Here is a 23,847-nt window from a genome sequence, read left to right as displayed (position 1 = left end):
CTTGTTATCGGCCTCAAGCTCCTAAGCAGTTTCATAGTTTCGGCTTGCGAATGACCTTCTTGCTGCGGGGTGCCGGCTTGGCCCTCGCAGCCTTTCTTTCGGCCTCCCACTTCGCGCGGATCTCGGCGTGATAATGCTCCAGGCGCCGTGTACCCTCCAGCAAGTCCTTTTCTCCGTGCCGCTCTTGCAGATCCTGGCTGAGCAAACGTGCCGCCGCCAAGCGAAGGGCACCTTCGATAATGTCTTCGATCGCAGATGATCGCTCGTCGTGTGGCTTGGTATAATCGCGGAGCCTCGGATCATGAAAATCCAAGGCCTCGCGGACCTCGTTGTCATCAGGCCAGTCGCCGCATTTGTCGTAAAATGCTTGGGCGCCCTTTACGACATCGATGCATTGCTGGATTACGCTGTAGGGCTCTCCGGCGCCGCGTGAGACGCGCATGATGTTTGCCGCCAGCTTCCGAAGGGGCCACTCGATCTCATACCTTGCCCGCGCCTTGTCGATCGATTTCCTGTCGTTCTCAGCCGCAAGTCGAAGGTGCGGCTTCCTCCCGCCGTCGTCCGTCAATGACTCCCTCCCCCTAGTTCTCAGGTGGCTTTTTGACACGCTTGCAAACCGATTGGCAATGAAGCCCGGGGTAGGCCATGTTCACGGATCAGCGTTGACGAGCATGAAGCGATCGTGCGGAATAAGTCCCTCAAAGGGGTAATTTCACGGGGGCGGCTCTACTTCAATGTCTGGGCGCAACAGGTTCGCGGACGCTGCAATTGGGCTAGTTGTTGGCCTTGGCATTGCCCTTTTTCTTCTAGCCTGGGCGGTTCCCGAGTTTCGAGACCCCACCTATTGGAAAGCAGCGGATCAAGGGTACGCAGGGCAAGCAAATGGAATCATCTCCACAGAGAAGGACACGCTTGCACAGTGGACCGCAGCTGTTTCCGCCCTAATAAGCGTGGGGATTAGCATCTGGGCTGTTTGGCTCGTTAGAAGCACTTTGAAGGCCAATACCGAAGCGGTTGGGGTTGGACGCGAAGCCAATTCCATCGCCGCAGACTCCAGCGAAAAGCAGCTTCGAGCGTACATTCACGTGACAAGCGTAAAGCTCGAACACGCTAACGACGAGTACGCTCCAACCATAACCGTCAATTACAAGAATTTCGGTCAAACGCCGGCGAGGAACGTCGTCAATCGCCTCTCTGTAAGTTTCGTCATTCTGGGGAGTGCCATGAGACGCAACCGCGAGGATTCCGACGAGCGAGGATACGATCTTGGCCCCGGCCAAGATTCTTCGACCTCCGTTCATATCTCGTTCGAGCGCGGCTTGGTTACCCGCGACATGCTCGTCAAAAACCTGGCAAAACTTTACGTAATGGGAGAGATCACCTACAAAGATACCTTTGGGAAAGAGGACCGCTACACGCGGTACAAGCTTTTCCTCCACCCCGAGCCGGAGGCCGTGGTCGACACAGACGCCTTCGTAGTTTGCCCCGATGGGAACGAGGGCAACTAGCGCCGGCGCTATCACCGCGACACCTTTTTTGGCGAGAATTCAGGTCAAATTGCACTTTTGGGGTGCCCAGGGGGTGCCCGCTGACCCTCAGGGAGCGGAGGGTCCCTAGACCATCGCGCATAAGTCGCTGGTATTGCTAGAGAATTTTTGGTGGAGCCAATCGGAATCGAACCGACGACCTCTTGAATGCCATTCAAGCGCTCTCCCAACTGAGCTATGGCCCCACTCCCGGCAGTCAGCCGGCGCCGTTTCCGGCGAAGAGATCCGGCGCGGTGGGAACCGCGCCGTCGTTTAGTGCTGGCGGCTTCTAGCGCCGCCTTCGGTCAAGATCAAGCCTTCAAAAGCCGCTTTTTCGTCACAGGCCAAAATGGCCGGCAAACGATCAGATCAGACCTCGTCCTCGTCGTCGCCGACGCCGATCATGTCGGAAACGTCGTCGTCCTCTTCCTCTTCATCAGCAAGGAAGGTGTCGTCGTCATCGTCGCCGAGATCGACATCATCCTCGTCGTCGCCGACATCGGGAAGATCGTCGCCGCCACCCTTGGCCTCGTCGTCGGCCTCTTCGAGCGAGACGACCTCGGCACCCTCTTCCTCGTCGCCGTCGATTTCCTTGTCGGCGACGTCCTCGTCCTCCTCGATGGCGGAGATCTTGCCTTCGTCGAAATAGGAGCGCGGATAGCTCTTGCCGGTATAGGGCGAGACGATCGGGTCCTTGTTCAGGTCGTAGAATTTCCGACCCGTTTCGGGGTCGACACGCTTTGTGCCAAGTTCAGGTTTTGCCACGGCAAGCCTCGTCAAAAAAAGAATGGTCCCCTTAACCGCAGTTTACGGCGCTGTCAAAGCCAAAAGAGATGTCCTGAAAACCCGCTTTTCAAAGGCTCTTGCCAAGGGGATGACCATTGCAGCGCGCCGTGATACGAGACCGCCGCAACGTGACGAACTGAGCCGGCCAGCCGGCGTTTCATTTGGACGACAAAATGTCTCATTCCGCCGCCGCCAAGCCAGCCACGGCCCGCAAATCTCCCGCCCTTGCCGGCACGGCGCGGGTGCCGGGCGACAAGTCGATCTCGCACCGCTCCTTCATGTTCGGCGGCCTCGCCTCCGGCGAGACGCGCATCACCGGTCTGCTGGAGGGCGAGGACGTGATGCGCACGGGTGCGGCCATGAAGGCGATGGGCGCGCATATCGAGAAGAAGGGCGCCGAGTGGGTGATCCGCGGCACCGGCAACGGCGCGCTGCTTGAGCCCGAAGCCCCGCTCGACTTCGGCAATGCCGGCACCGGCTCGCGGCTCACCATGGGTCTGGTCGGCACCTACGACATGGAAACGACCTTCATCGGCGACGCCTCGCTTTCCGGCCGGCCGATGGGCCGCGTGCTGGAGCCGCTGCGCCAGATGGGCGTGCAGGTGCTGAAAGCGGCACCCGGCGACCGCATGCCGATCACGCTGCGCGGCCCCAAACACGCCGCCCCCATCACCTATCGCGTGCCGATGGCCTCGGCCCAGGTGAAATCGGCGGTGCTGCTTGCCGGCCTCAACACGCCGGGCATCACCACGGTGATCGAGCCGGTGATGACGCGCGACCATACCGAAAAGATGCTGAAGGGCTTTGGCGCCAACCTGACCGTCGAGACCGACGAGCGCGGCGTGCGTCATATCTTCATCGAGGGCCAGGGCAAGTTGACGGGGCAGACCATCGCCGTGCCCGGCGACCCGTCGTCGGCCGGCTTCCCGCTGGTGGCCGCACTGATCGTACCGGGCTCCGACATCACGATCGAAAACGTACTGATGAACCCGACCCGCACCGGCCTGCTTTTGACCTTGCAGGAGATGGGCGGCCGGATCGGCATTCTTAATCCGCGCAATGCCGGCGGCGAGGATGTCGCGGACCTGCATGTGCGCTCTTCCGACCTCAAGGGCGTCGTGGTGCCGCCGGAGCGGGCGCCGTCGATGATCGACGAGTATCCGGTGCTGGCGGTTGCAGCGAGCTTCGCCGAAGGCGAGACGCTGATGCAGGGGCTGGAGGAACTGCGCGTCAAGGAATCGGACCGGTTGTCGGCTGTCGCCGACGGGCTGAAGCTCAACGGCGTCGACTGCACCGAGGGCGAGGCGTCGCTCGCGGTGCGCGGCAGGCCGGGCGGCAAGGGTTTGGGCGGCCATCCGAACGGTCAGGATACGACGGTGAAGACGCATCTCGACCACCGCATCGCCATGAGCTTCCTGATCATGGGGCTGGCGACGGAGAAGCCGGTGACCATCGACGACGCCAATATGATCGCGACGAGCTTCCCGGAGTTCATGGGGCTGATGAAGGGGCTGGGCGCGGAGATCGAGTGACGGGCGATGAGTTGGAGCCGAACTGAGACGCTGGCGGGACAGCACCCCCCTCTGTCCTGCTGCGAATCTCCCCCCTTGAGGGGGAGATGGCCGGCAGGCCAGAGGGGGTCACCGCGCGTGAAGCGCCAACGGCTTCCGCGACAAGAGACGACGCCGGCGATTTATGTGAGACGACCCCCTCTGGCCGCTTCGCGGCCATCTCCCCCTCAAGGGGGGAGACTGGCTGGCGCAGCGGGGCGCGAAGGATCGCGGCGCTCGTCTTGTTCATTGCGCCTTTCGTTCGAGGCGAGCCTATGACCCACACCTTCACCATTGCCATCGACGGCCCGGCCGGCGCGGGCAAAGGCACCCTCGCCCGTAGGCTGGCCGACCATTACCGGCTGAACCTGCTGGACACCGGCCTCACCTACCGCGCGGTGGCGCGTAAGCTGCTGGAACTCGGCCTGCCGCTCGACAATGTCTCCGCCGCCGAAACCGCGGCGCGCCAGGTCGACCTCTCCAATCTCGACCGTGCCGTGCTGTCGGCGCATGCGGTGGGCGAGGCCGCCTCGAAGGTTGCCGTCATTCCCACTGTACGGCGCATCCTGGTCGAAAAGCAGCGCGCGTTCGCCAAGGCGCCGCCGGGCGCGGTGCTCGACGGCCGCGACATCGGTACGGTCGTGTGCCCCGACGCCGACATCAAGCTTTATGTGACGGCAAGTGCCGCGGTGCGGGCGCAGCGCCGGCTGGCCGAGATCGAGAGCATGGGCGGCAGCGCCGATTTCGCCACGATCCTCGCCGACATCGAGCGCCGCGACGAGCGCGACATGGGCCGCGCGGACTCGCCGCTCAAGCCGGCAGCCGACGCGCACTTGCTTGATACCAGCGAAATGGCTATAGAGGCCGCGTTTCTGGCGGCGATGGCGATCGTTGACGACGTCCTGGCCAAGAGAAGCAAGGTCTGATCCGGGTTTCTCTCACGCTTGCAATTGCCGAACGCGGGAAAAATACCCATATCGGGCACGAACCAGCCTGCCAGCATTCTTATGCGCCGGACTTGCCGCCCAAAGCGGCCGAGGGCTCTTCAGCCCGGAACGCCGGCAGGCTCACGCAACGCTAACCCACGGCGCCCGCTCCGCCCCGATGCGGAGCATTCCAGGAGAAACAATGTCAGTAGCTAATCCCACTCGCGATGATTTCGCGAGCATGCTCGAAGAATCATTCACCGCCGGCCATTCCGGCGAGGGCCAGGTTGTCCGGGGCACGATCACCGCGATCGAAAAGGACATGGCCATCATCGATGTCGGCCTCAAGGTCGAAGGCCGCGTGCCGCTGAAGGAATTCGGCGCCAAGGGCAAGGACTCCTCGCTTAAGGTCGGCGACACCGTCGAAGTCTATGTCGAGCGCATCGAGAACGCGCTTGGCGAAGCCATGCTGTCGCGCGAGAAGGCTCGCCGCGAGGAGAGCTGGGTGCGCCTCGAGGAGAAGTTCACCAAGGGCGAGCGCGTCGAAGGCGTCATCTTCAACCAGGTCAAGGGCGGCTTCACCGTCGACCTCGACGGCGCCGTGGCGTTCCTGCCGCGTAGCCAGGTCGACATCCGTCCGATCCGCGACGTCTCGCCGCTGATGCACAACCCGCAGCCGTTCGAGATCCTCAAGATGGATCGCCGCCGCGGCAACATCGTGGTGTCGCGCCGCACCGTGCTCGAGGAGAGCCGCGCCGAACAGCGTTCGGAGATCGTGCAGAACCTCGAGGAAGGCCAGGTGGTCGAAGGCGTGGTCAAGAACATCACCGACTACGGTGCGTTCGTCGACCTCGGCGGCATCGACGGCCTGCTGCATGTCACCGACATGGCATGGCGCCGCGTCAACCATCCGACCGAGATCCTCAACATCGGCCAGACGGTCAAGGTGCAGATCATCCGCATCAACCAGGAAACCCACCGCATCTCGCTCGGCATGAAGCAGCTCGAGTCGGATCCGTGGTCGGATATCGGCACCAAGTTCCCGATCGGCAAGAAGATCAAGGGCACCGTCACCAACATCACCGACTACGGCGCGTTCGTCGAGCTGGAGCCGGGCATCGAGGGCCTCATCCACGTTTCGGAAATGTCGTGGACGAAGAAGAACGTGCATCCCGGCAAGATCCTGTCGACGACGCAGGAAGTCGACGTGGTCGTGCTCGAGGTCGATCCGGCCAAGCGCCGCATCTCGCTCGGTCTCAAGCAGACGCTGGAGAACCCGTGGGAAGCCTTCGCGCGCAGCCATCCGGTCGGCAGCCAGGTCGAGGGCGAGGTCAAGAACAAGACCGAGTTCGGCCTGTTCATCGGCCTGGAAGGCGACGTGGACGGCATGGTCCACCTCTCCGACCTCGACTGGACCCGTCCGGGCGAGCAGGTGATCGAAGAGTACAATCGCGGCGACATGGTCAAGGCGCAGGTGCTCGACGTCGACATCGAGAAGGAGCGCATCTCGCTCGGCATCAAGCAGTTGGCCCGCGACACGGTCGGCGAGGCGGCGAGCAGCGGCGAGCTGCGCAAGAACGCCGTCGTCACCTGCGAGGTCACCGCGGTGAAGGATGGCGGTCTGGAAGTGCGGCTGGTCGACAGCGGCCTCGAGACCTTCATCAAGCGTTCGGACCTTTCCCGCGACCGCGACGAGCAGCGCCCCGAGCGCTTCACCGTCGGCCAGAAGGTCGACGCCCGCGTCATCGCCTTCGACAAGAAGACCCGCAAGCTGCAGGTCTCGATCAAGGCCCTGGAAATCGCCGAGGAGAAGGAAGCGGTCGCCCAGTACGGCTCGACCGACTCCGGTGCCTCGCTGGGCGACATCCTGGGCGCGGCGCTGAAGAAGCAGGGCAACTAGAGCCTCTTAGCCCGCCGAAAACAAAACCCCGCCGGAGCGATCCGGCGGGGTTTTTCTTTGACAAGATGCTTAGGAAGTCAGGCTCGACCGTAAAGCGGCACCAGCGTGCCGCTCATCGCCTGGTTGGCGGGCGAGGCAAGATAGGCGATCGCCTCGGCGGCGGCTTCGAGGCTGACCCATTTGGTGAAATCGGCATCCGGCATGTCGGCGCGGGTGGCGGGCGTGTCGAGCGTCGAGGGCGCCACGGCGTTGACCAGGATGCCCTTGTGCTTCAGCTCCTCGGCCATTGCCTGCGTCATCGCGGCGACCGCCGCCTTCGAGGCGGCATAGGCGACCATGCCGGCTCCGCGCCTGGGATCGAGCCCGGCGCGCGCGCTGACGTTGACGATGCGCCCCGCGGTGCCGGAAGCCAGCATCGAGCGCACCGCGGCGCGGCTGCAAAGGAAGGCGGTGCGGGCGTTGGTGTCCATCATCTCGGCAAAGGACGCCGATTCGATCTTTTCCACCGGCGCCATGGTGAACCCGCCGGCGAGGTGGATCGAAGCCCAAAGCTCTGGAAGCTGATGGTAGAAGGCCTCGACCTTGGCGGAGTCCGAGAGGTCGACATTGTGCGCCAAGTGGACGCTGGCGTGGGCCGCGTAAGGAAAGTGCGGCGGAGCCGCGGCATGGGCATTGGGCACGTGGCAGATCGCGCCCTGCTCCAGCAATCTGCCGACAACCGCGCCGCCGAGCGCCCCAGTGCCGCCCGTCACCACGACATGCCTGCCGTTAAGCGTTTCCGTCATATTTCGACTGCTCCTGTCGTATTTTTATGGTTATGCCGCCCCAGGCTCGAACGTCGCGCCTTTCGCGCTGTCACTCAATTGAAATATCGACATGGCAGGCGCAGCGTCTTTGCATGCGTCAGGCCGGTGGAAAATTGCGCCGCCGCGTCTGGACCGGACCGGATTCATATCCTGCTGAGCCGGCGCGGCAAATTCGAGCGCCGGCAAACACTCGCGGCCGCCAAGGGCTTCATTCGACGGTGATTTCGATAACGCGCGGCTTGCCGGCCGCTCGCGCGCGCTTCAGCGCGTCGGCCAGGCCGCCGACCCCGGTCAGCCGCTCGGCCTCTATGCCATAGGCCTCGGCGAGCTTGCAGAAATCCGGCGGTGCAGGCGACACGCCGACCGGCTCGACGCCGACATCGAGCATCGAGGTCTCGATCTCGCGATAGCCGCGATTGTTCCAGACGACGAAGATCACGGGCGCTCCGGCATCGAGCGCCGCACCGAGCTCCGGCAAAGTGAACTGGAAGCCGCCGTCGCCGGTGAGACACACCACCGGCGCCTCGGGCACGGCAAGGGCGGCGCCGATCGCCGCCGGCGGACCGTAGCCCAGCGCGCCGAAGCCGGTCGCCGCATTGAACCAGCCAGCCGGACGGTCATGGTCGTAATAGAGATTGGCGGCATAGATCGGCTGCGTCGAGTCGCCGACGATGATGGCGCCGGGCAAGGCATCGCGGATCATCTCCACAGCGCGCACCTGCGCCAGATAATCGGGCTTCAGTTCGGCCAGTGCTGCCTCTCGCCCCGCTGCCGCGCGGGCTTCGCCGCCTTTCGCGGCGACATGAGCGGGGCCGAGCTCAGCCACCAGAGCGTCAAGCGCCTCGGCGCAATCGGCCTGGATTCCAACCGTCACCGGACGGCGGGCGATCTGATCGGCGCCGATGTCGATGCGGATGAGGTTCGGCGGCAGCACGAAGCCGCCATCGCCATAGCCGTCATAGTCGGTCGGGCCGAATTCGGTGCCGGCGGCGATCACCAGATCGGCGTCCGCCATCAATGCGCGCACTGCCTTCAGGCTCGGGCTCGCCGGCACGCAGAGCGGATGGCCATGCAGCAGGCCGCGCGCATTGGCGGTCTCGACGACCGGCGCGCCCAACGCTTCGGCGAAGCGCCTCAGCGCCGCATCGGCCTTCTTGGCGCCGCCGCCGGCCAGGATCAGGGGCCGGCGAGCCGCCTTGATCAACCTCGCAGCGCCGGCGACCGCCGCCGCCGCCGGAGCGGGCGGGGCGGCGTTGCTAAGGACGGCCGCAATGCCGTCGGCGGGCTTCACCATGATATCGGTCGGGATCTCGATATGGACCGGACCCGGACGCGACGAGGAGAAAACGGCGAAGGCGCGAGCGAGCGCGCCGGGCAGTTGCTCGGCCCGGGTAACGCGCTCAGAGAACAGCGCCACTTTCTCCATCATGCCGCGCTGGTCGGGCAATTCGTGCAGGAAGCCCAATCCCTTGCCCAGCGTATCGGTGGCGTTGACGCCGGAGATCACCAGCATCGGCACGGAATCGGCGCGCGCCTGGCCCATGGCGGTGATGGTGTTGGTGAGCCCCGGCCCGGTGATGACGAAGGCGACGCCCGGCCGGCCGCTGGCGCGCGCATAGCCGTCGGCCATGAAGCCGGCGCCCTGCTCGTGGCGCGGCGTGACGTGGCGGATCTTCGAGCGCGCCAGGCCGCGATAGAGCTCGACCGTATGCACGCCGGGAATGCCGAAGACGGTGTCGACGCCATGCGCCTCAAGCAACGTGATGAGCGCTTCGCCGAGCGTGGTCATCGGTTTTCTCCCCTTTCCGGCGCGAGGCCGAGCTCGGCCTCGACGGCCTTGATGCCGATTGCCGCCAATTCGCCGGGCGAGAACATCTCGCTGGCCAGGCAGCCTTCGATCCAGAGCCCGTCGATGATCGCATTGATCGCGATGGCATGGTGGCGTAGCTCATTTGCGTCCGGCTTGCGCCGTTCGGCGGTGAGCACTTCGGCCACAACCGCTTCCACCTCGTTGCGGAAGCCAAGGTAGCCTTCGCGGTGGGCACGGGCCAAGGTCGGATCCGCACTGGCGCGGCCGAGGAAGGTTGCCCAGAGCGAGAACACCCGCGCGTCGACGATCGGCGCGTTGAGGTTGGCGGCAACGAAAGCCGCAAGGCGTTGGCGCGGCGAGGCATTTTCCATGACCAATGCTGCTTTCGCCTGCTCGGTCATGCGGCCGACCAGCGCCGTATAGGCTTCCTGCAGCAATTCTTCCTTGCCGGGGAAATAGTGCCGGATCAGCCCGGCGGTGACGCCGGCACGCAATGCGATGGTGCGCAAGGTGGCGCCCTCCAGGCCATATTCCGCCACGCTGTCCAGGGTAGCCTCGATCAGATCCTGCCGCCGCCGCTCCTCGCCCTCGCGACGAAACTTGCGGCGCGCATTCATTGGCGCAGGATCGGCCGCGTCAGGCATGTCGGTCCGCCCTCGCAAGCGATGCAGAGCGCGTCCGCCTCGAAGATTTCAACCGTGCAGCCGGCGGCTTCCATCGCGGCTTTGGTCTTGAGAAAGCCCGCAACGGCAATGACCTTGAGCGGGCTGGTCGGCAATACGTTCAGGCTGAGGCCGTTGGAGGCGGCGAACTCTTCGGCATCGCCTTCGACCAGCCGGACGCCTCGCGCCTTCAGCATCTGATAGAACGGAGCCGGCAAAAGCGGTGAATAGACCAGCGCGAGGTTGTCGGCCAGCGGACTGATCACCGACATCAGATGCAGGCACGCCTCTTCGCCCTGCCACAGCGGCAGATCGAAGCCGTAGACGGAAATGCCCAGCGGCGTCAGCAGGTTGGAAACCTGCTGGATGCCTTCCTGGTTGGAGCGGACACCGCGCCCGATCGCCAGCGTGCGGGCATCCACCCATACGCAATCACCGCCTTCGACCTGGCCAGGAGCCTCGACGCGGCCGAGGATCGGAATGCCCAGTCTTCTATAGGTTTCCTCATGCAGCGACGGCTCCCTGGCGCGCAATGGCTTGCCCATGGACAGGATCAGCGCGCCGCGGTCGGTCATCAGCGACGGGTCGTGCGTGAACACCGAATCCGAAAGGCCGTCGGCCTCGTCCTCGATCCATTCGATTTCAGCGCCGGAGGCCGCCACCAGTTCAGCAAGGACCGCGTGCTGCGAGGCAGCTTTGGCCGGGTTGAACCCCGGGCCATAATGCCAGGCAGCCCTGTCGGCGTCGCGCATGGCGTTGGCCGCCGACCGCATCAGCACGCGCCGCAGCGGCGCCGCCATGGACTGTGATCCGAAAGCGCTCATCAATGCCCTTTTAAGCTGAAAAAAATCGGAAAAATTTCATGAAAGGCTATTTATACACTTGCACAACAAGGCCGCAAGTGCCGTAATGGGCGGGATTGACGGGCTCGCGCTGTCGGGTCCATGCTGAAGTCTGGAGCGGACAGTACAGCGTATGTTGATTAGCCGGATGGACGTTCGACGAACTGACTTTGACCATATTGAGGTCACCCGGTGAGCGTGGCGGGAGTTGCCGACGTCCCATCATCCGGCGAGGCGCAAAGCGGCGCCGCCGAAGCCATCCATGTCGAGAACCTGCACAAGAAATTCGGCCAGCTGCATGTGCTGAAGGGCGTTTCGCTGTCGGCGCGCGACGGCGAGGTGATCGCCATCATCGGCGGTTCGGGCTCCGGCAAGTCGACGCTGCTGCGCTGCATCAATTGCCTGGAAAACCCGACCAGCGGCGTCATTCGCGTCAATGGCGAGGAGATCAAGCTGAAGGCCGACAGCCACGGCCACACCGTGCCCGCCGACCGCAAACAGATCGAGCGCATCCGCTCCCGGCTCGGCATGGTGTTCCAGAACTTCAACCTGTGGAGCCACATGACGCTGATCGAGAACGTCATCGAGGTTCCGGTGCATGTGCTTGGCGTCAAGCGCGACGAGGCGATCGCCCAGGCCGAGAAGCTGCTTGCCCGCGTCGGCCTCGCCGAGAAGCGTGACGTCTATCCGGCATTCCTCTCGGGCGGCCAGCAGCAGCGCGCCGCGATCGCCCGGGCGCTGGCGATCAATCCGCGCGTCATGCTGTTCGACGAGCCGACTTCGGCGCTTGACCCGGAGCTGGTCGGCGAGGTGCTGAAAGTGATCGGCGACCTGGCGCGCGAGGGGCGCACCATGGTGCTGGTGACGCATGAAATGAAGTTTGCCCGCGAGGTCGCGACGCATGTCGTCTACCTCTACAACGGGCTGGTCGAGGAAGAAGGGCCGCCGGAACAGCTGTTCGGCGCGCCCAAATCCGAAAGGCTCAAGCAATTCCTCCGCAACGTCGGCTAGGGCCGGCGTCAAGCGGAGCGAAAAACCGGGAACAACAACAAACTGGGAGTCCTGACATGAAGACTGTTCTCAAGACCTTCGCCGCGGCACTGCTCTTCGGCGTCGCCGCGATGGGCGTGGCCAAGGCCGATCAGGTCAAGATCGGCGTCGCCGCCGAGCCTTATCCGCCCTTCACCTCGCCGGATGCGACCGGCAAGTGGATCGGCTGGGAGATCGAGTTCATCGACGCCGTCTGCGCCGAGGAGAAGCTCGACTGCGTCATCACGCCCGTTGCCTGGGATGGCATCATTCCGGCGCTGACCACCAAGAAGATCGACCTCATCGTCTCCTCGATGTCGATCACCGACGAACGCAAGAAGACGATCGACTTCTCGGACAAGTATTACAACACGCCGACGGCAATCATCGGGCCGAAGGACCAGAAGTTCGGCGCCACGCCGGACGACATCAAGGGCAAGGTGATCGGCGTCCAGGTGTCGACGGTGCATGCGGTCTACGCCAAGAAGCACTTCACCGGCGCGCAGGAGATCAAGGAATACCAGACGCAGGACGAAGCCAACAATGACCTTGCGGCCGGCCGCCTCGATGCGGTGCAGGCCGACTCCATCGCGCTTGGCGAATTCCTCAAGACCGATCAGGGCAAGGCCTGCTGCGACCTCAAGGGCATGGTCGCCCCGGACGACGAGGTGCTCGGCCCGGGCGTCGGCGCCGGCGTGCGCAAGGAAGACACCGCGCTCAAGGAAAAGATCAACGCCGGCATCAAGGCGATCCGCGCCAGCGGCAAGTATGACGAGATCTCGAAGAAATACTTCGATTTCGACATCTACGGTGGCGCCACGCAGTCGAACTGACGATATTTCGCCCGTCAATTAGGGGCATGGCGTCAGCGCCGTGCCCCTAAGCCCAATCTTCCACGCATGCTTGCCGCTGGCCGCCTATGCCGGCGACCAAAGCCAGCAATCCGGGGGCGAAGCTGATCGACATATTTCTTCCGGCCTCGGCGGCCGGCATCATCGAACTCCTCTCGCCCGTGCCGCCCGGCTGGGGCGGCACCTTGCTGGTCGGATTGCTGCATTCCATCGAGATCGCGATCGGCGCCACCTGCCTTGGCCTGCTGATCGGCACCGGCGGCGCGTGGGGCAAGCTCTATGGCGGTCCGGTGGCGCGCGACCTGCTCGCCGTCTACACGACCGTGGTGCGCGCCGTGCCGGAACTGGTGCTGATCCTGCTGCTCTATTACGCCGGCACCGATCTCATCAATCAGGTGCTGGCGGCGATGGGCTACCAGCGCGTCGACATCAGCGGGCTGGCGGCCGGCATCTTCGTGCTCGGCGTGGTCCAGGGCGCCTATTCGACCGAAGTCATCCGCGGCGCCATCCTGTCCATCCCGCAAGGCCAGATCGAGGCTGCCCGCGCCTACGGCATGTCGCCGGGCCTGATGCTGAGGCGCATAACACTGCCGGCGATGCTGCCCTTCGCCATACCCGGCCTCGCCAATCTCTGGCTGATCGCCACCAAGGACACCGCGTTGCTTGCCGTCGTCGGCTTCTTCGAACTGACACTGGCGACGCGGCAGGCGGCAGGCGTCACCAAGGCCTATCTGATGTTCTTTCTCGCGGCCGGCGCGCTCTATCTGATGCTGACGCTCTTCTCCAACCTGATCATCGGCCGGGTCGAGACCTGGTCGCGGCGCGGCATGCCTTCCGTCAAGGAGGCACGCTGATGGCGGCCGAAGCGACCGCGATCAGCATGGCGGCCCGCGCCTCGCTTTGGCTCAAGCCGCATCGCATCGTGCTGATCCTCATCGCGCTGGCATTGGTTCTCTGCGCCGCCTTCTTCATGCGCTGGGACTGGCTGCCGCAATATTGGGAAATGGGGCTGCTCGGCATCTGGCGGGCGCTGTGGATCCTCGTCGTCACCTGCGCGCTGGGCTTCCTGCTGGCGGTGCCGCTCGGCCTGGCGCAGGCCGGCGGGCCATTCTGGTTCGCAATGCCGGCCAAGGTCTTCTGCACCATCATCCGGGGCACGCCGCTGCTGTTGCAGCTCTGGCTGCTCTATTACGGGCTCGGGTCGCTGTTCCCGCAATATCCGTGGATCCGCGAGTCCTGGATGTGGACGTATCTCAGACAAGCCTGGCCCTATGGCGTGGTGGCGCTGACCTTGTCCTTCGCCGGCTATGAGGGCGAGGTGATGCGCGGCGCGTTTGCCGGCGTGCCGAAAGGCCAGCTCGAGGCGGCCCGCGCCTTCGGCATGAGCCGCTTCAAGATCTTCCGCCGCATCTGGCTGCCGCAGGCGTTCTACCGGGCGCTGCCGACGCTGACCGGCGAAACCGTGCTGCAGCTGAAGTCGACGCCGCTGGTGGCGACGATCAGCGTCATCGATATCTTCGCCGTCTCGTCCAAGGTGCGGCAGGACACCTATCTCACCTACGAACCCTTGCTGCTGCTGGCGCTGATCTACATGACGATCACCGGCATCCTGGTGCTGATCTTCAGCAGGATCGAGGCGCGGATACCGGTCAAAATTGGATAGTAGGGGAGTAGGGGAGTAGGGGAGTAGGGGAGTGTTCAGGCATGATCCGCATTCACATTTCCATCCCCCTTCGCTATTCGCTCCACAATTTCCCCCTACTCCCTTATTCCCTTATTCCCCTACTCCCCTACTCCCCTACTCCCCTACTCCCTTAGGACGGCCACGATGCAACTCACTCTCGACCAGGCAACAGGGCTGTGCCGGATGGCGGCGCTCGGCGCCGGCGCCAATGAAGAGGCGACACAGTCGCTGGTCGCCTCGATCATCGCGGCGGAGGCGGAAGGCCTGTCGGCGGTCGGCCTGTCGCATTTCATCGACTATCTGGAGGCAATCCAGGACGGCCGCATCGACGGCAATGCCGATCCGGTCGTCACCAGGCCGGCGCTCGCCGTCTATCTCTCCGATGCGCGCGGCGGGCTTGCCCATACCGGCTTCGACCGCACGATCGATGATCTCGCCAAGGCGGCAAGACTGTTCGGCGTCGCCATCTTCTCGCAGAAGAACGCCTATACTTGCGGCGCGCTCGGCTATTTCACCGGACGGCTGGCCGGACAGGGCCTGGTGTCCTTTGCCGCCACCAACGGGCCGGCGGTGCTTGCCGGCTCCGGTTCGGTCAAGCCGGTCTATTGCACCAACCCGATGTCCTTTGCCGCACCGGCCGCCGACGGACCGCCACTCGTCATCGACCAGTCGTCGAGCGCTACCGCCTTTGTCAACATCCGCAAGGCAGCCGAGGACGGCAGGAAGATCCCCGAGGGCTGGGCGCTGGACGCCAGCGGCAATCCGACCACGGACCCGGCAGCGGCGATGAAGGGCGCGATGCTCGCCTTCGGCGGCCAGCGCGGCGCCAATATCGCGCTGATGGTCGAGGTGCTGGCGGCAGGCATTTCCGGCGCCAACTGGTCGCTCGACGCGCCGTGGTTCTCCGGCGGGCCGGACAGTCCCGGAACCGGGCTCTTCGTGCTCGCCGTCGAGCCCAAGCTGCTCGATCCGGACTTCGAACGGCGCATGAAGGACCAGCTCGACCGGCTGCGGCGGCGCTACGGCGTGCACATCCCCGGCCGCGCCCGCGCCGAGGCGGCTGAGAAAGCGACGGCGCGCGGTTTCGACGTTCCGAAGGCGGTCGTCCAGCGCATTTCCGAATTCGCCGAACGCTACTCGGCCTGATCGAGACATCACCGGCAACGAGGCGCGCTTTCTTCACGCGCCCGTTGAACCTTTTTTCGCCTCACAGCGACCCATCACCGGCACCCCACATCGCAAGCCGCAGAGGGTGGCTTGGGTAGCGGCTTGCGGTTGGCGGCGCCGCGCCGGGCGTTCAGGGCCGGGGCGGGCGTGCTTGCTCACGCCGCCTTGATACCGTCTCAGGTCAGGCCGCCTCGTTGGTCCCTGTTTCGGCGCGGGCACTGCCCGGAAAACCCCGCTTCGGCGGGGTTTTCTGTTTTCTTCGTCCGCGACAATAAAACATGCGTAATTCTGTCAAGTTTATCTTATTTGACGATACGGGCGCCACCGAGCTCATAGATCTGGGCGCCGCGTCAATCATCAGCAAAGGAGACCGCATGCTGGCCAGCACCGACACGTCCAGAAACCGCCTTATCGTCCCGGCCCTTGGCGGCCTCTATGCCACGCTGAACAATTCCGCCGAAACCCTGCTGCGCGCCGTTGCCGGCGTCTTCCTCGCCATCCATGGCTCGCAGAAGATCGTCAATCCGTTCGGCGCCACGGAAATGGTCGAGGGCCTGGGCTTCTATCCCGGCGCCTTCTGGTCGCCGCTGCTTGCCTGCACCGAGTTCTTCGGCGGCATTCTCATCGCCATCGGCCTGTTGACCCGCCCCGCTGCTTTCGCCGGCCTGATCGTGCTTCTGGTCACGGTATGGTTCCACTGGGTCACCATGGGCCAGGGCTTTTCGGGTGCGGAAAAGTCGCTGCTCTGGGCGGCCATCCTCGCCTTCTTCGTCATCCGCGGCGGCAACCGCCATTCGGTCGACGCGCGCATCGGCAAGGCCTTCTAAGCCGGGCTGAAACAAGGTCGTGATTGGCTCCGGGCGCCCTTTGCCTTTGGCGCGAAACCGACTATGAACGCCTCTAGCCAAGCCTAGCGCGCCGGAGCCAGCCATGACCGAAATCCTGCAGACCCCCAAGCTCGTCGTCGTCTTCGGCGGGTCCGGCTTTGTCGGCCGCCATGTCGTGCGCGCGCTGGCCAAGCGCGGCTATCGCATCCGGGTCGCCTGCCGGCGGCCCGACCTTGCCGGCCATGTGCAGCCGCTCGGCAATGTCGGCCAGATCCAGCCGGTGCAGGCCAATGTGCGCGTGCGCTGGTCGGTCGACCGCGCCGTGCAGGGCGCCGACCATGTCGTCAACCTGGTCGCCATCCTGCATGAGACCGGCCGGCAGAAATTCGGCTCGGTGCACGAGTTCGGCTCGCGCGCCGTCGCCGAGGCCGCGCGCGCGGTGGGTGCCGGCCTCACCCATGCCTCGGCGCTCGGAGCCGATTTGAACTCGCCGTCGGGCTACGCCCGCACCAAGGCGCTCGGCGAGAAGGCGGTGTTCGAGACAATCGAGGATGCCGTCATCTTCCGTCCGTCGATCAATTTCGGGCCTGAGGACAGCTTCTTCAACCGCTTCGCCGGCATGGCGCGCCTCTCGCCCGTCCTGCCGCTGATCGGCGGCGGGCAGACGAAATTCCAGCCGGTCTATGTCGGCGACGTCGCCGAAGCGATCGCGCGCTCGGTCGACGGCAAGGTCAAGGGTGGCCAGATCTATGAGCTGGGCGGCCCGCAGGTGCTGACCTTCAAGGAATGCATGCAGGAATTGCTCGCCATCATCGAGCGCCGGCGGTTGCTGGTGCCGGTGCCGTGGTGGGTGGCGAACATCCAGGCCTCGATCCTCGGCCTGTTGCCCAATCCGCTGCTGACCAAGGACCAGGTGCTGCTGCTGCGCGCGCACAATGTCGTCTCCGAAGCCGCGGCCAAGGCGGACAGGACGCTCGGCGGCCTCGGCATTCAGCCGCAGGCGATCGCCACGATCCTGCCGAGCTACCTCTGGCGCTTCCGCGCCGCCGGCCAGTTCCAGCAGCGCCGGCCGATAGCCGATAGATAGAACATTCTAAGTTTTGATGCATGTCGTTCTCCCAGAACCGCTGCACACTTCTGGGCGACATGCATTGATCAGCCACGGCGGGAGACCTGCATCGGCAGGCCGCCCTGCGGCTGCGTGGTCAGCTTCTGAACCGGCCAAGGCCGGGTTTCGGCCGTCACGTCGAAGCGGAAGCGCGACAACAGGATGGCTAAAGCGATGATCGCTTCCTGCATGGCAAAGCTGGCGCCGATGCAGACGCGCGGGCCGGCGCCGAAAGGCAGGTACTGGAAGCGGTCGATCCGCTCGCGGTTTTCCGGATGGAAACGCTCCGGCATGAAGGCGTCCGGCCTGTCCCACAGCTTGCGGTGGCGGTGCACGACCCAAGGCATGACCAGAACGGCGGCGTATTTCGGGATGTAGAGACCGTTCCAGGTCTCCGGCTCGATCGGCTCGCGGTTGATCGAGGGCGCCGGCGGATAGAGCCGGAGCGCCTCCTCGAAGGCGGCGCGGGTGAGCGGCATGGCGTCCAGCCACTTCGCCGGATCGGGTTCGCTCGCCAGCACCGCGTCGATCTCGCGCTCAATCCTGTCGCGCTCCCAGGGCGCCTCGGCAAGGCAGTAGATCGTCCAGCCCAGCGCCCGCGCCGTGGTCTCGTGGCCGGCGCCGATGAAGGTGATGATGTTGTCCTCGACTTCCGCGCGTGTCAGGCCGTCCGTCCCCTCGGCCTTCAGCAGAAGCGTCAGGAAATCCTGCGGCACGCCGTCGGGATCGCGCTTCAGCCGCTCCTCGCGCAGCTTCACCGTGCCGGCGACGATGTCGCGGAAATAGGCCATGGTCTTGCGGCCGCGGATGCGGGTGAAGCGCGGCAGCCATTCCGGCGCGCGCAACAGGTCGAGCGGGTCGACGCGGCCCATGGTCTCGAACAGGCGGTCGACCTCCTTGGCGAAGTTACCCTGCTCGCCCGCGATCTCGCCGGAAAACAGCGTCTCGGCCAGGATATCGTAGGTGAGCATCGTCATGTCGCGGGCTACATCGGTCGTGCCGCCGGCCTCATAGCGGGTGACGAATTCCAGCGTGCGCTTCAGCATCGGCCCGGCGAAGCCGAAAATGTGGCGCGGCGTGAACATAGGCGCCATCGCCTTGCGCGAGCGCCTCCATACCTCGCCCTCGGCGGTGAGCAAGCCATCGCGCAGGATCGGGCGCAGGATCAGCTGGCGCACCGTCGCCATCTTGTAGTTTTTGGCGTTGTCGATCAGCACATGGCGGATCAGGCCGGGATCGTTGGCGATGACCAGCGGCCCGCCGATGCCGGTCACCGAGATCCAGGGCTCGTTGTAAGTGTGCTCGCCCCACAGTTCGAGCGGGTTGCGGTAGACGATCCGCATCATCTCCAGCGTCGAGGGCGGCTGGGTGCGCGGCTTCGGCGCGGGCGGCACGAAGGGGGCGGGCTTGGTGTCCATGGTATGCTCCGCTACGAGCCCGAATGTAATGCGCGGTAAAGCGGGCGTCCATGTGACCGAGCGGCAAGTCCGCAAACGGATCGCCTCGCCTGAATGTGAATGGCGCCGGTCAATGGCTGCTTGTTGATGATGATCGCTTACATTAGTCACCAACCGATACCGTCAATCAAGGAGCCGCCCGTGAAGCATCAGTTGAGCATCATCATCGGCAGCACGCGGCCGGGACGCGCCGGTCCGATCTTTGCCGAATGCCTCGAAGGCTTCGCGCGCGAGCACGGCAAATTCGAGCCGGTGCTGACAGACATTGCCGCCTTCAAGCTGCCGCTGCTCGACGAGCCGCATCATCCGCGCTTGCGCAAATACGAGAACGACCACACCAAGGCCTGGTCGAAGGCGATCGACGCCGCCGACGCCTTCGTCTTCGTGGCGCCGGAGTATAATTATTTCGTCGCACCGGCGATCGTGAACGCGGTCGACTATCTGCTCAAGGAGTGGCGCTACAAGCCCGCCGCCATCTTCAGCTATGGCGGCGTTTCCGGCGGCCTGCGCGCGGCGCAGGCGCTGAAGCCACTGCTCACCTCGGTCGGCGTCATGCCGATCCCTGAAGGCGTGGCGTTGCCGGCCTACAGGACGCTGCTCGACCAGAATGGCGCTTACCATCCGAGCGAACAGGTGCTGGGCGGTGCGAGGACCATGCTGGACGAGCTGTTCCGCTGGAGCGAGGCGCTGAAATCGCTGCGCGCCGGCCTCCCTTCCGAATAACAGAAATCCCGATATGACCGGCTGCGAGGCCGTGCTCAGGCGCGGCTTTCGCGGCGGCACGGCCCTGCCACCTGCGCCCGCTTCCCGCCGCGTCGCGCCGAAGCCCTGCGAAAGGCTGCCAGCCAAGCCGGCAAAATGCCCGCAAACCTTGGAAAACCAGTCATTTGCGCCTATATCTAGGACATCAAAACGGCGCGATTCGGGGCCATTTTTCAGCGCCGGACCAGCAGCATCAATCAGACAGGTATTCATGAGCGACCAGACCGAAAGCGCCATTGGCGCGGAAGCCGAGTACGGCGCCGATTCCATCAAGGTTTTGAAGGGGTTGGACGCTGTCCGCAAGCGGCCGGGCATGTATATCGGCGATACCGATGACGGCTCGGGCCTGCATCACATGGTCTATGAGGTGGTGGACAACGCCATCGACGAGGCGCTGGCTGGGCACGCCGACCTCGTCTCGGTGACGCTCAACCCCGACGGATCGGTCACCGTCATCGACAATGGCCGCGGCATTCCGACCGATATCCACCCCAGCGAGGGGGTTTCGGCGGCCGAAGTGATTATGACGCAGCTGCATGCCGGCGGCAAATTCGACCAGAACTCCTACAAGGTCTCCGGCGGCCTGCACGGCGTCGGCGTTTCGGTGGTCAATGCGCTTTCGGCATGGCTGAAGCTCAAGATCCGCCGCAACGGGGAAATCTTCGAGATGGGTTTTACCCACGGCAATGCCGACGCGCCTCTGAAGGTGACGGGCACGTACGAGCAGGACAAGCGCCCGGGTACCTATGAGGGCCGCAGCGGCAGCGAGATCACCTTCTTCCCGTCGGCCGACACCTTCACCATGGTCGAGTTCGACTACAACACGCTGGAGCACCGGCTGCGCGAGCTCGCCTTCCTCAATTCGGGCGTGCGCATCGTGCTGACCGACGCCCGCCATGCCGACCTCGTGCGCCACGAACTGCATTATGACGGCGGCCTCGAGGAGTTCGTGAAATATCTCGATCGGGTGAAGAAGCCGCTGATCGAGAAGCCGATCGCGATCCGCGCCGAGCGTGACGGTATCACCGTCGAGGTGGCGATGTGGTGGAACGATAGCTACCACGAAAACGTGCTGGCCTTCACCAACAACATCCCGCAGCGCGACGGCGGCACGCATCTGGCCGGCTTCCGCGCGGCGCTGACGAGGCAGATCACCGGCTACGGCGAGTCCTCCGGCCAGACCAAGAAGGAAAAGGTGTCGCTGACCGGCGACGACTGCCGCGAAGGCCTGACCGCCGTTCTGTCGGTCAAGGTACCGGATCCGAAATTCTCGTCGCAGACCAAGGACAAGCTGGTCTCCTCCGAAGTCCGGCCGGTGGTGGAAAGCCTGGTCAACGAGGCGCTCGGCACCTGGCTGGAAGAGCATCCGACCGAGGGCAAGGTGGTGGTCGAGAAGGTGATCCAGGCGGCTGCGGCGCGCGAGGCCGCGCGCAAGGCGCGCGACATCACCCGCAAGAGCACGCTCGGCGTCACCTCGCTGCCAGGCAAGCTTGCCGACTGCCAGGAGCGCGACCCGGCGAAGTCGGAAATCTTCATCGTCGAGGGTGACTCGGCCGGCGGCTCGGCCAAGGGTGGTCGCTCGCGCCAGAACCAGGCCATCCTGCCGCTGCGCGGCAAGATCCTGAATGTCGAGCGGGCGCGCTTCGACCGCATGCTCTCATCCGACATGATCGGCACGCTGATCACCGCGCTCGGCACCTCGATCGGCAAGGACGAGTTCAACGCCGACAAGCTGCGCTACCACAAGATCATCCTGATGACGGATGCCGACGTCGACGGCGCCCATATCCGCACGCTGCTGCTCACCTTCTTCTTCAGGCAGATGCCGGAGCTGATCGAGCGCGGCCACCTCTACATCGCCCAGCCGCCGCTCTACAAAGTGACGCGGGGCAAGAGCTCGCAATACCTCAAGGACGAAAGCGCCTATGAGGAATATCTGATCGATTCCGGACTGGAAGAGACGTCGCTGACGCTCGGCTCCGGCGAGGTGCGGACCGGACAGGATCTGCGCAGCGCCGTCGACGATGCGCTGGCGGTGCGGCACCTGATCAACGGGCTGCACACGCGCTACAACCGCAGTGTCGTCGAGCAGGCGGCGATCGCGGGTGCCCTCAACGCCGACGTGCTTGCCGATCTCGGCCGCGCCACCGCGATGGCGGAGCGTGTTGCGAACCGGCTCGATATGATCGCCGAGGAGACCGAGCGCGGCTGGACCGGACGGCTCTCGACCTCCAATGACGGCTCGGGCGGCTATGTCTTCGAGCGCACGGTGCGCGGCGTCAAGGACGCCGTCCAGCTCGACGCCGGGCTGATCAATTCGGCCGACGCGCGCCAGCTCGACCGCTACGCGGCGCGCCTCGCGGAAGTCTATGGCGGGCAGCCGACACTGCGCCGGAGGGAGATTTCGGAAACCATCTCGGGACCGCTGACGTTGCTCGACGCGGTGTTCGCCGCCGGCCGCAAGGGGCTCACCATGCAGCGCTACAAGGGCCTTGGCGAGATGAATGCCGAGCAGCTTTGGGAAACGACGCTCGATCCGAACGTGCGCTCGTTGCTGCAGGTCAAGGTCAACGACGCCACCGATGCCGACAGTCTGTTCTCAAGACTGATGGGCGACGAAGTCGAGCCGCGGCGCGAGTTCATCCAGGACAATGCGCTTTCGGTGGCCAACCTGGATATTTGAGCAAAGCCGGGCCGACAGCTACAAAAAAGCCCAGCGGATGCTGGGCTTTTTTGTTGCAGAAGCTGCGGCTGATCAGTGATCCATGGCCTTGACGATTTCCTCGGTCATCTTCTTGGCGTCGCCGAGCAGCATCATGGTGCCGTCCTTGTAGAACAGCGTGTTGTCGATGCCGGCGTAGCCGGAGCCGAGCGAGCGCTTGACGAACAGGCAGGTGCGGGCCTTGTCGACGTCGAGGATCGGCATGCCATAGATCGGCGAGGACTTGTCGTCACGCGCGGACGGGTTAGTGACGTCGTTGGCGCCGATGACATAGGCGACGTCGGCCTGCGCGAACTCGGAGTTGATGTCCTCCAGCTCGAACACCTCGTCATAGGGCACGTTGGCTTCGGCGAGCAGCACGTTCATGTGGCCGGGCATGCGGCCGGCGACGGGGTGGATGGCGTATTTCACCTCGACGCCGTTGGCCTTGAGCTTGTCGGCCATTTCGCGCAGCGCGTGCTGCGCCTGGGCGACGGCCATGCCGTAGCCCGGCACGATGATGACCTTCTGCGCGTTCATCATCAGATAGGCGGCATCGTCGGCCGAGCCCTGCTTGACGGTGCGCTCGATACCGTCGCTGACCGCCGCGGCGGTCTCGCCGCCGAAGCCGCCGAGGATGACCGAGATGAAGCTCCGGTTCATGCCCTTGCACATGATGTAGGACAGGATCGCACCGCTGGAGCCGACCAGCGCGCCGGTGATGATCAGCGCCAGATTGCCGAGGGTGAAGCCGAGTGCGGCCGCTGCCCAGCCGGAATAGGAGTTCAGCATCGACACCACGACGGGCATGTCGGCGCCGCCGATCGGGATGATCAAGAGCACACCGAGTACCAGCGAGGCGGCGACGATCAGCCAGAAGACGAGCTTGGATTCAGAGGTGACGAGCAGCACGATCAGCACCACCAGAGCGACGCCGAGCGCGATGTTGATGAGGTGGCGGCCGCCGATCATGATCGGCTTGCCGGACATGCGGCCGTCGAGCTTCAGGAAGGCGATGACCGAGCCGGTGAAGGTGATGGCGCCGATGGCGACGCCAAGGCTCATCTCGACAAGCGCCTGGGCGTGGATGTCGCCCGCCGTGCCGATGCCAAAGCTTTCCGGCGCGTAGATGGCGGCTGCGGCCACCATGACGGCGGCGAAGCCGACGAGGCTGTGGAAGGCGGCGACCAGCTGCGGCATCGCGGTCATGGCGATGCGGCGCGCCACATAGGCGCCGACACCGCCGCCGATGGCGAGACCCAGCACGATCAGGCTGAAGCGGCCGGCCGAAGGCAGGGCCAGCGCCAGCGTCGTGGCGATGGCAATGCCCATGCCGACCATGCCGTAGAGATTGCCGCGGCGGCTGGTGGTCGGATGCGACAGGCCGCGCAACGCCAGGATGAACAGGATGCCGGAGACCAGGTAGAGGAAGGAAGCGAGATTGACGGTCACG

Annotated in this window: 21 protein-coding genes and 1 tRNA gene; 13 read left to right on the top strand and 9 right to left on the bottom strand. The window is 64.6% G+C overall.

Going from position 1 to position 23,847, the window contains the following annotated elements; all coding sequences use genetic code 11:
• Nucleotides 1-31: 31 nt before the first annotated feature.
• Nucleotides 32-568: a hypothetical protein gene (locus AC4FWB_RS20030; protein WP_491027987.1), complete on the bottom strand. Its 537-nt coding sequence runs from the start codon at nt 566-568 to the stop codon at nt 32-34.
• Between the two features lie 166 nt (nt 569-734).
• Between AC4FWB_RS20030 and AC4FWB_RS20025 the strand changes: the two genes are divergently transcribed.
• Nucleotides 735-1,508 (top strand): DUF8453 domain-containing protein, encoded by a 774-nt coding sequence (locus AC4FWB_RS20025; RefSeq protein ID WP_491027986.1) that lies wholly within the window; start codon nt 735-737, stop codon nt 1,506-1,508.
• Nucleotides 1,509-1,656: 148 nt separating this feature from the next.
• Here the strand turns inward: AC4FWB_RS20025 and AC4FWB_RS20020 are convergent.
• Both AC4FWB_RS20020 and AC4FWB_RS20015 read right to left on the bottom strand, forming a co-directional pair.
• Nucleotides 1,657-1,732: transfer RNA gene (locus tag AC4FWB_RS20020), tRNA-Ala, on the bottom strand.
• 163 nt (nt 1,733-1,895) lie between these two features.
• Nucleotides 1,896-2,291, bottom strand: coding sequence for a TIGR02300 family protein (locus tag AC4FWB_RS20015; RefSeq protein ID WP_491027985.1), 396 nt, complete (start codon nt 2,289-2,291; stop codon nt 1,896-1,898).
• Between the two features lie 194 nt (nt 2,292-2,485).
• Here AC4FWB_RS20015 and aroA point away from each other — a divergent pair, with 194 nt between their 5' ends.
• The 3 genes from aroA (at nt 2,486) to rpsA (ending at nt 6,688) form a co-directional block, all read left to right on the top strand.
• Nucleotides 2,486-3,844 carry a 3-phosphoshikimate 1-carboxyvinyltransferase gene (gene aroA, locus AC4FWB_RS20010; RefSeq protein ID WP_491027984.1) on the top strand — a complete coding sequence of 453 codons (1,359 nt, stop codon included), beginning with the start codon at nt 2,486-2,488 and terminating at the stop codon, nt 3,842-3,844.
• A gap of 293 nt (nt 3,845-4,137) precedes the next feature.
• Entirely contained in the window at nt 4,138-4,788 is a 651-nt protein-coding gene (gene cmk / locus AC4FWB_RS20005; protein WP_491027983.1) for a (d)CMP kinase, read from the top strand.
• Between the two features lie 202 nt (nt 4,789-4,990).
• The gene (rpsA, locus tag AC4FWB_RS20000) at nt 4,991-6,688 is read left to right on the top strand and encodes a 30S ribosomal protein S1 (RefSeq protein WP_491027982.1); all 1,698 of its coding nucleotides are present in this window, start codon (nt 4,991-4,993) and stop codon (nt 6,686-6,688) included.
• A 77-nt stretch (nt 6,689-6,765) separates the two neighbouring features.
• Here the strand turns inward: rpsA and AC4FWB_RS19995 are convergent, their stop codons facing one another.
• The 4 genes from AC4FWB_RS19995 to AC4FWB_RS19980 all read right to left on the bottom strand — a co-directional run bounded on the left by AC4FWB_RS19995 (nt 6,766) and on the right by AC4FWB_RS19980 (nt 10,790).
• Nucleotides 6,766-7,473 (bottom strand): SDR family NAD(P)-dependent oxidoreductase, encoded by a 708-nt coding sequence (locus tag AC4FWB_RS19995; protein ID WP_491027981.1) that lies wholly within the window; start codon nt 7,471-7,473, stop codon nt 6,766-6,768.
• 229 nt (nt 7,474-7,702) lie between these two features.
• Nucleotides 7,703-9,283 (bottom strand): 5-guanidino-2-oxopentanoate decarboxylase, encoded by a 1,581-nt coding sequence (locus AC4FWB_RS19990; protein ID WP_491027980.1) that lies wholly within the window; start codon nt 9,281-9,283, stop codon nt 7,703-7,705.
• Nucleotides 9,280-9,948 (bottom strand): TetR family transcriptional regulator C-terminal domain-containing protein, encoded by a 669-nt coding sequence (locus AC4FWB_RS19985; RefSeq protein WP_491027979.1) that lies wholly within the window; start codon nt 9,946-9,948, stop codon nt 9,280-9,282. Before AC4FWB_RS19985 ends, AC4FWB_RS19990 begins: the two co-directional genes overlap by 4 nt.
• Entirely contained in the window at nt 9,918-10,790 is an 873-nt protein-coding gene (locus tag AC4FWB_RS19980; protein WP_491027978.1) for a dimethylarginine dimethylaminohydrolase family protein, read from the bottom strand. Before AC4FWB_RS19980 ends, AC4FWB_RS19985 begins: the two co-directional genes overlap by 31 nt.
• A gap of 216 nt (nt 10,791-11,006) precedes the next feature.
• Between AC4FWB_RS19980 and AC4FWB_RS19975 the strand changes: the two genes are divergently transcribed.
• From AC4FWB_RS19975 to AC4FWB_RS19945, 7 genes are all read left to right on the top strand, one after another.
• Nucleotides 11,007-11,819, top strand: coding sequence for an ABC transporter ATP-binding protein (locus AC4FWB_RS19975; RefSeq protein ID WP_491028042.1), 813 nt, complete (start codon nt 11,007-11,009; stop codon nt 11,817-11,819).
• Nucleotides 11,820-11,875: 56 nt separating this feature from the next.
• Nucleotides 11,876-12,670 (top strand): transporter substrate-binding domain-containing protein, encoded by a 795-nt coding sequence (locus tag AC4FWB_RS19970; protein ID WP_491027977.1) that lies wholly within the window; start codon nt 11,876-11,878, stop codon nt 12,668-12,670.
• A gap of 206 nt (nt 12,671-12,876) precedes the next feature.
• A complete protein-coding gene (locus tag AC4FWB_RS19965) occupies nt 12,877-13,542 on the top strand; it encodes an ABC transporter permease (RefSeq protein WP_491028041.1) in 666 nt (221 codons plus the stop codon).
• Complete coding sequence (locus AC4FWB_RS19960; protein ID WP_491027976.1) at nt 13,542-14,351, top strand: ABC transporter permease; 810 nt, start codon at nt 13,542-13,544, stop codon at nt 14,349-14,351. Before AC4FWB_RS19965 ends, AC4FWB_RS19960 begins: the two co-directional genes overlap by 1 nt.
• A gap of 165 nt (nt 14,352-14,516) precedes the next feature.
• Nucleotides 14,517-15,518 (top strand): Ldh family oxidoreductase, encoded by a 1,002-nt coding sequence (locus AC4FWB_RS19955; protein ID WP_491027975.1) that lies wholly within the window; start codon nt 14,517-14,519, stop codon nt 15,516-15,518.
• Nucleotides 15,519-15,913: 395 nt separating this feature from the next.
• A complete protein-coding gene (locus AC4FWB_RS19950) occupies nt 15,914-16,366 on the top strand; it encodes a DoxX family protein (protein ID WP_491027974.1) in 453 nt (150 codons plus the stop codon).
• 103 nt (nt 16,367-16,469) lie between these two features.
• Entirely contained in the window at nt 16,470-17,453 is a 984-nt protein-coding gene (locus tag AC4FWB_RS19945; RefSeq protein WP_491027973.1) for a complex I NDUFA9 subunit family protein, read from the top strand.
• Nucleotides 17,454-17,521: 68 nt separating this feature from the next.
• Here AC4FWB_RS19945 and AC4FWB_RS19940 read toward each other — a convergent pair whose 3' ends face one another.
• Nucleotides 17,522-18,892 (bottom strand): cytochrome P450, encoded by a 1,371-nt coding sequence (locus AC4FWB_RS19940; RefSeq protein ID WP_491027972.1) that lies wholly within the window; start codon nt 18,890-18,892, stop codon nt 17,522-17,524.
• Between the two features lie 180 nt (nt 18,893-19,072).
• Here AC4FWB_RS19940 and AC4FWB_RS19935 point away from each other — a divergent pair, with 180 nt between their 5' ends.
• Together AC4FWB_RS19935 and gyrB are read left to right on the top strand one after the other, a co-directional pair.
• Nucleotides 19,073-19,654, top strand: coding sequence for an NADPH-dependent FMN reductase (locus AC4FWB_RS19935; protein WP_491027971.1), 582 nt, complete (start codon nt 19,073-19,075; stop codon nt 19,652-19,654).
• A 250-nt stretch (nt 19,655-19,904) separates the two neighbouring features.
• On the top strand, nt 19,905-22,376 hold the full coding sequence (gene gyrB, locus AC4FWB_RS19930) for a DNA topoisomerase (ATP-hydrolyzing) subunit B (protein ID WP_491027970.1): 2,472 nt from the start codon (nt 19,905-19,907) through the stop codon (nt 22,374-22,376).
• A 72-nt stretch (nt 22,377-22,448) separates the two neighbouring features.
• Here the strand turns inward: gyrB and AC4FWB_RS19925 are convergent, their stop codons facing one another.
• A complete protein-coding gene (locus AC4FWB_RS19925; protein WP_491027969.1) occupies nt 22,449-23,846 on the bottom strand; it encodes an NAD(P)(+) transhydrogenase (Re/Si-specific) subunit beta in 1,398 nt (465 codons plus the stop codon).
• Nucleotide 23,847: the final 1 nt, after the last annotated feature.

The sequence above is a fragment of the Mesorhizobium sp. LEGMi-168a genome (assembly GCF_058312955.1).
Note: the sequence above shows the minus strand (reverse complement) of the source record. Positions and strands in the feature narration are given on the sequence as shown.

Bases quoted from the DNA above. Each gene is read 5' to 3' on its own strand.
- AC4FWB_RS20025 (WP_491027986.1), top strand. From the start codon at position 735: ATGTCTGGGCGCAACAGGTTCGCGGACGCTGCAATTGGGCTAGTTGTT.
- aroA (WP_491027984.1), top strand. From the start codon at position 2,486: ATGTCTCATTCCGCCGCCGCCAAGCCAGCCACGGCCCGCAAATCTCCC.
- cmk (WP_491027983.1), top strand. From the start codon at position 4,138: ATGACCCACACCTTCACCATTGCCATCGACGGCCCGGCCGGCGCGGGC.
- rpsA (WP_491027982.1), top strand. From the start codon at position 4,991: ATGTCAGTAGCTAATCCCACTCGCGATGATTTCGCGAGCATGCTCGAA.
- AC4FWB_RS19995 (WP_491027981.1), bottom strand. From the start codon at position 7,473: ATGACGGAAACGCTTAACGGCAGGCATGTCGTGGTGACGGGCGGCACT.
- AC4FWB_RS19990 (WP_491027980.1), bottom strand. From the start codon at position 9,283: ATGACCACGCTCGGCGAAGCGCTCATCACGTTGCTTGAGGCGCATGGC.
- AC4FWB_RS19985 (WP_491027979.1), bottom strand. From the start codon at position 9,948: ATGCCTGACGCGGCCGATCCTGCGCCAATGAATGCGCGCCGCAAGTTT.
- AC4FWB_RS19980 (WP_491027978.1), bottom strand. From the start codon at position 10,790: ATGAGCGCTTTCGGATCACAGTCCATGGCGGCGCCGCTGCGGCGCGTG.
- AC4FWB_RS19970 (WP_491027977.1), top strand. From the start codon at position 11,876: ATGAAGACTGTTCTCAAGACCTTCGCCGCGGCACTGCTCTTCGGCGTC.
- AC4FWB_RS19960 (WP_491027976.1), top strand. From the start codon at position 13,542: ATGGCGGCCGAAGCGACCGCGATCAGCATGGCGGCCCGCGCCTCGCTT.
- AC4FWB_RS19955 (WP_491027975.1), top strand. From the start codon at position 14,517: ATGCAACTCACTCTCGACCAGGCAACAGGGCTGTGCCGGATGGCGGCG.
- AC4FWB_RS19950 (WP_491027974.1), top strand. From the start codon at position 15,914: ATGCTGGCCAGCACCGACACGTCCAGAAACCGCCTTATCGTCCCGGCC.
- AC4FWB_RS19945 (WP_491027973.1), top strand. From the start codon at position 16,470: ATGACCGAAATCCTGCAGACCCCCAAGCTCGTCGTCGTCTTCGGCGGG.
- AC4FWB_RS19940 (WP_491027972.1), bottom strand. From the start codon at position 18,892: ATGGACACCAAGCCCGCCCCCTTCGTGCCGCCCGCGCCGAAGCCGCGC.
- gyrB (WP_491027970.1), top strand. From the start codon at position 19,905: ATGAGCGACCAGACCGAAAGCGCCATTGGCGCGGAAGCCGAGTACGGC.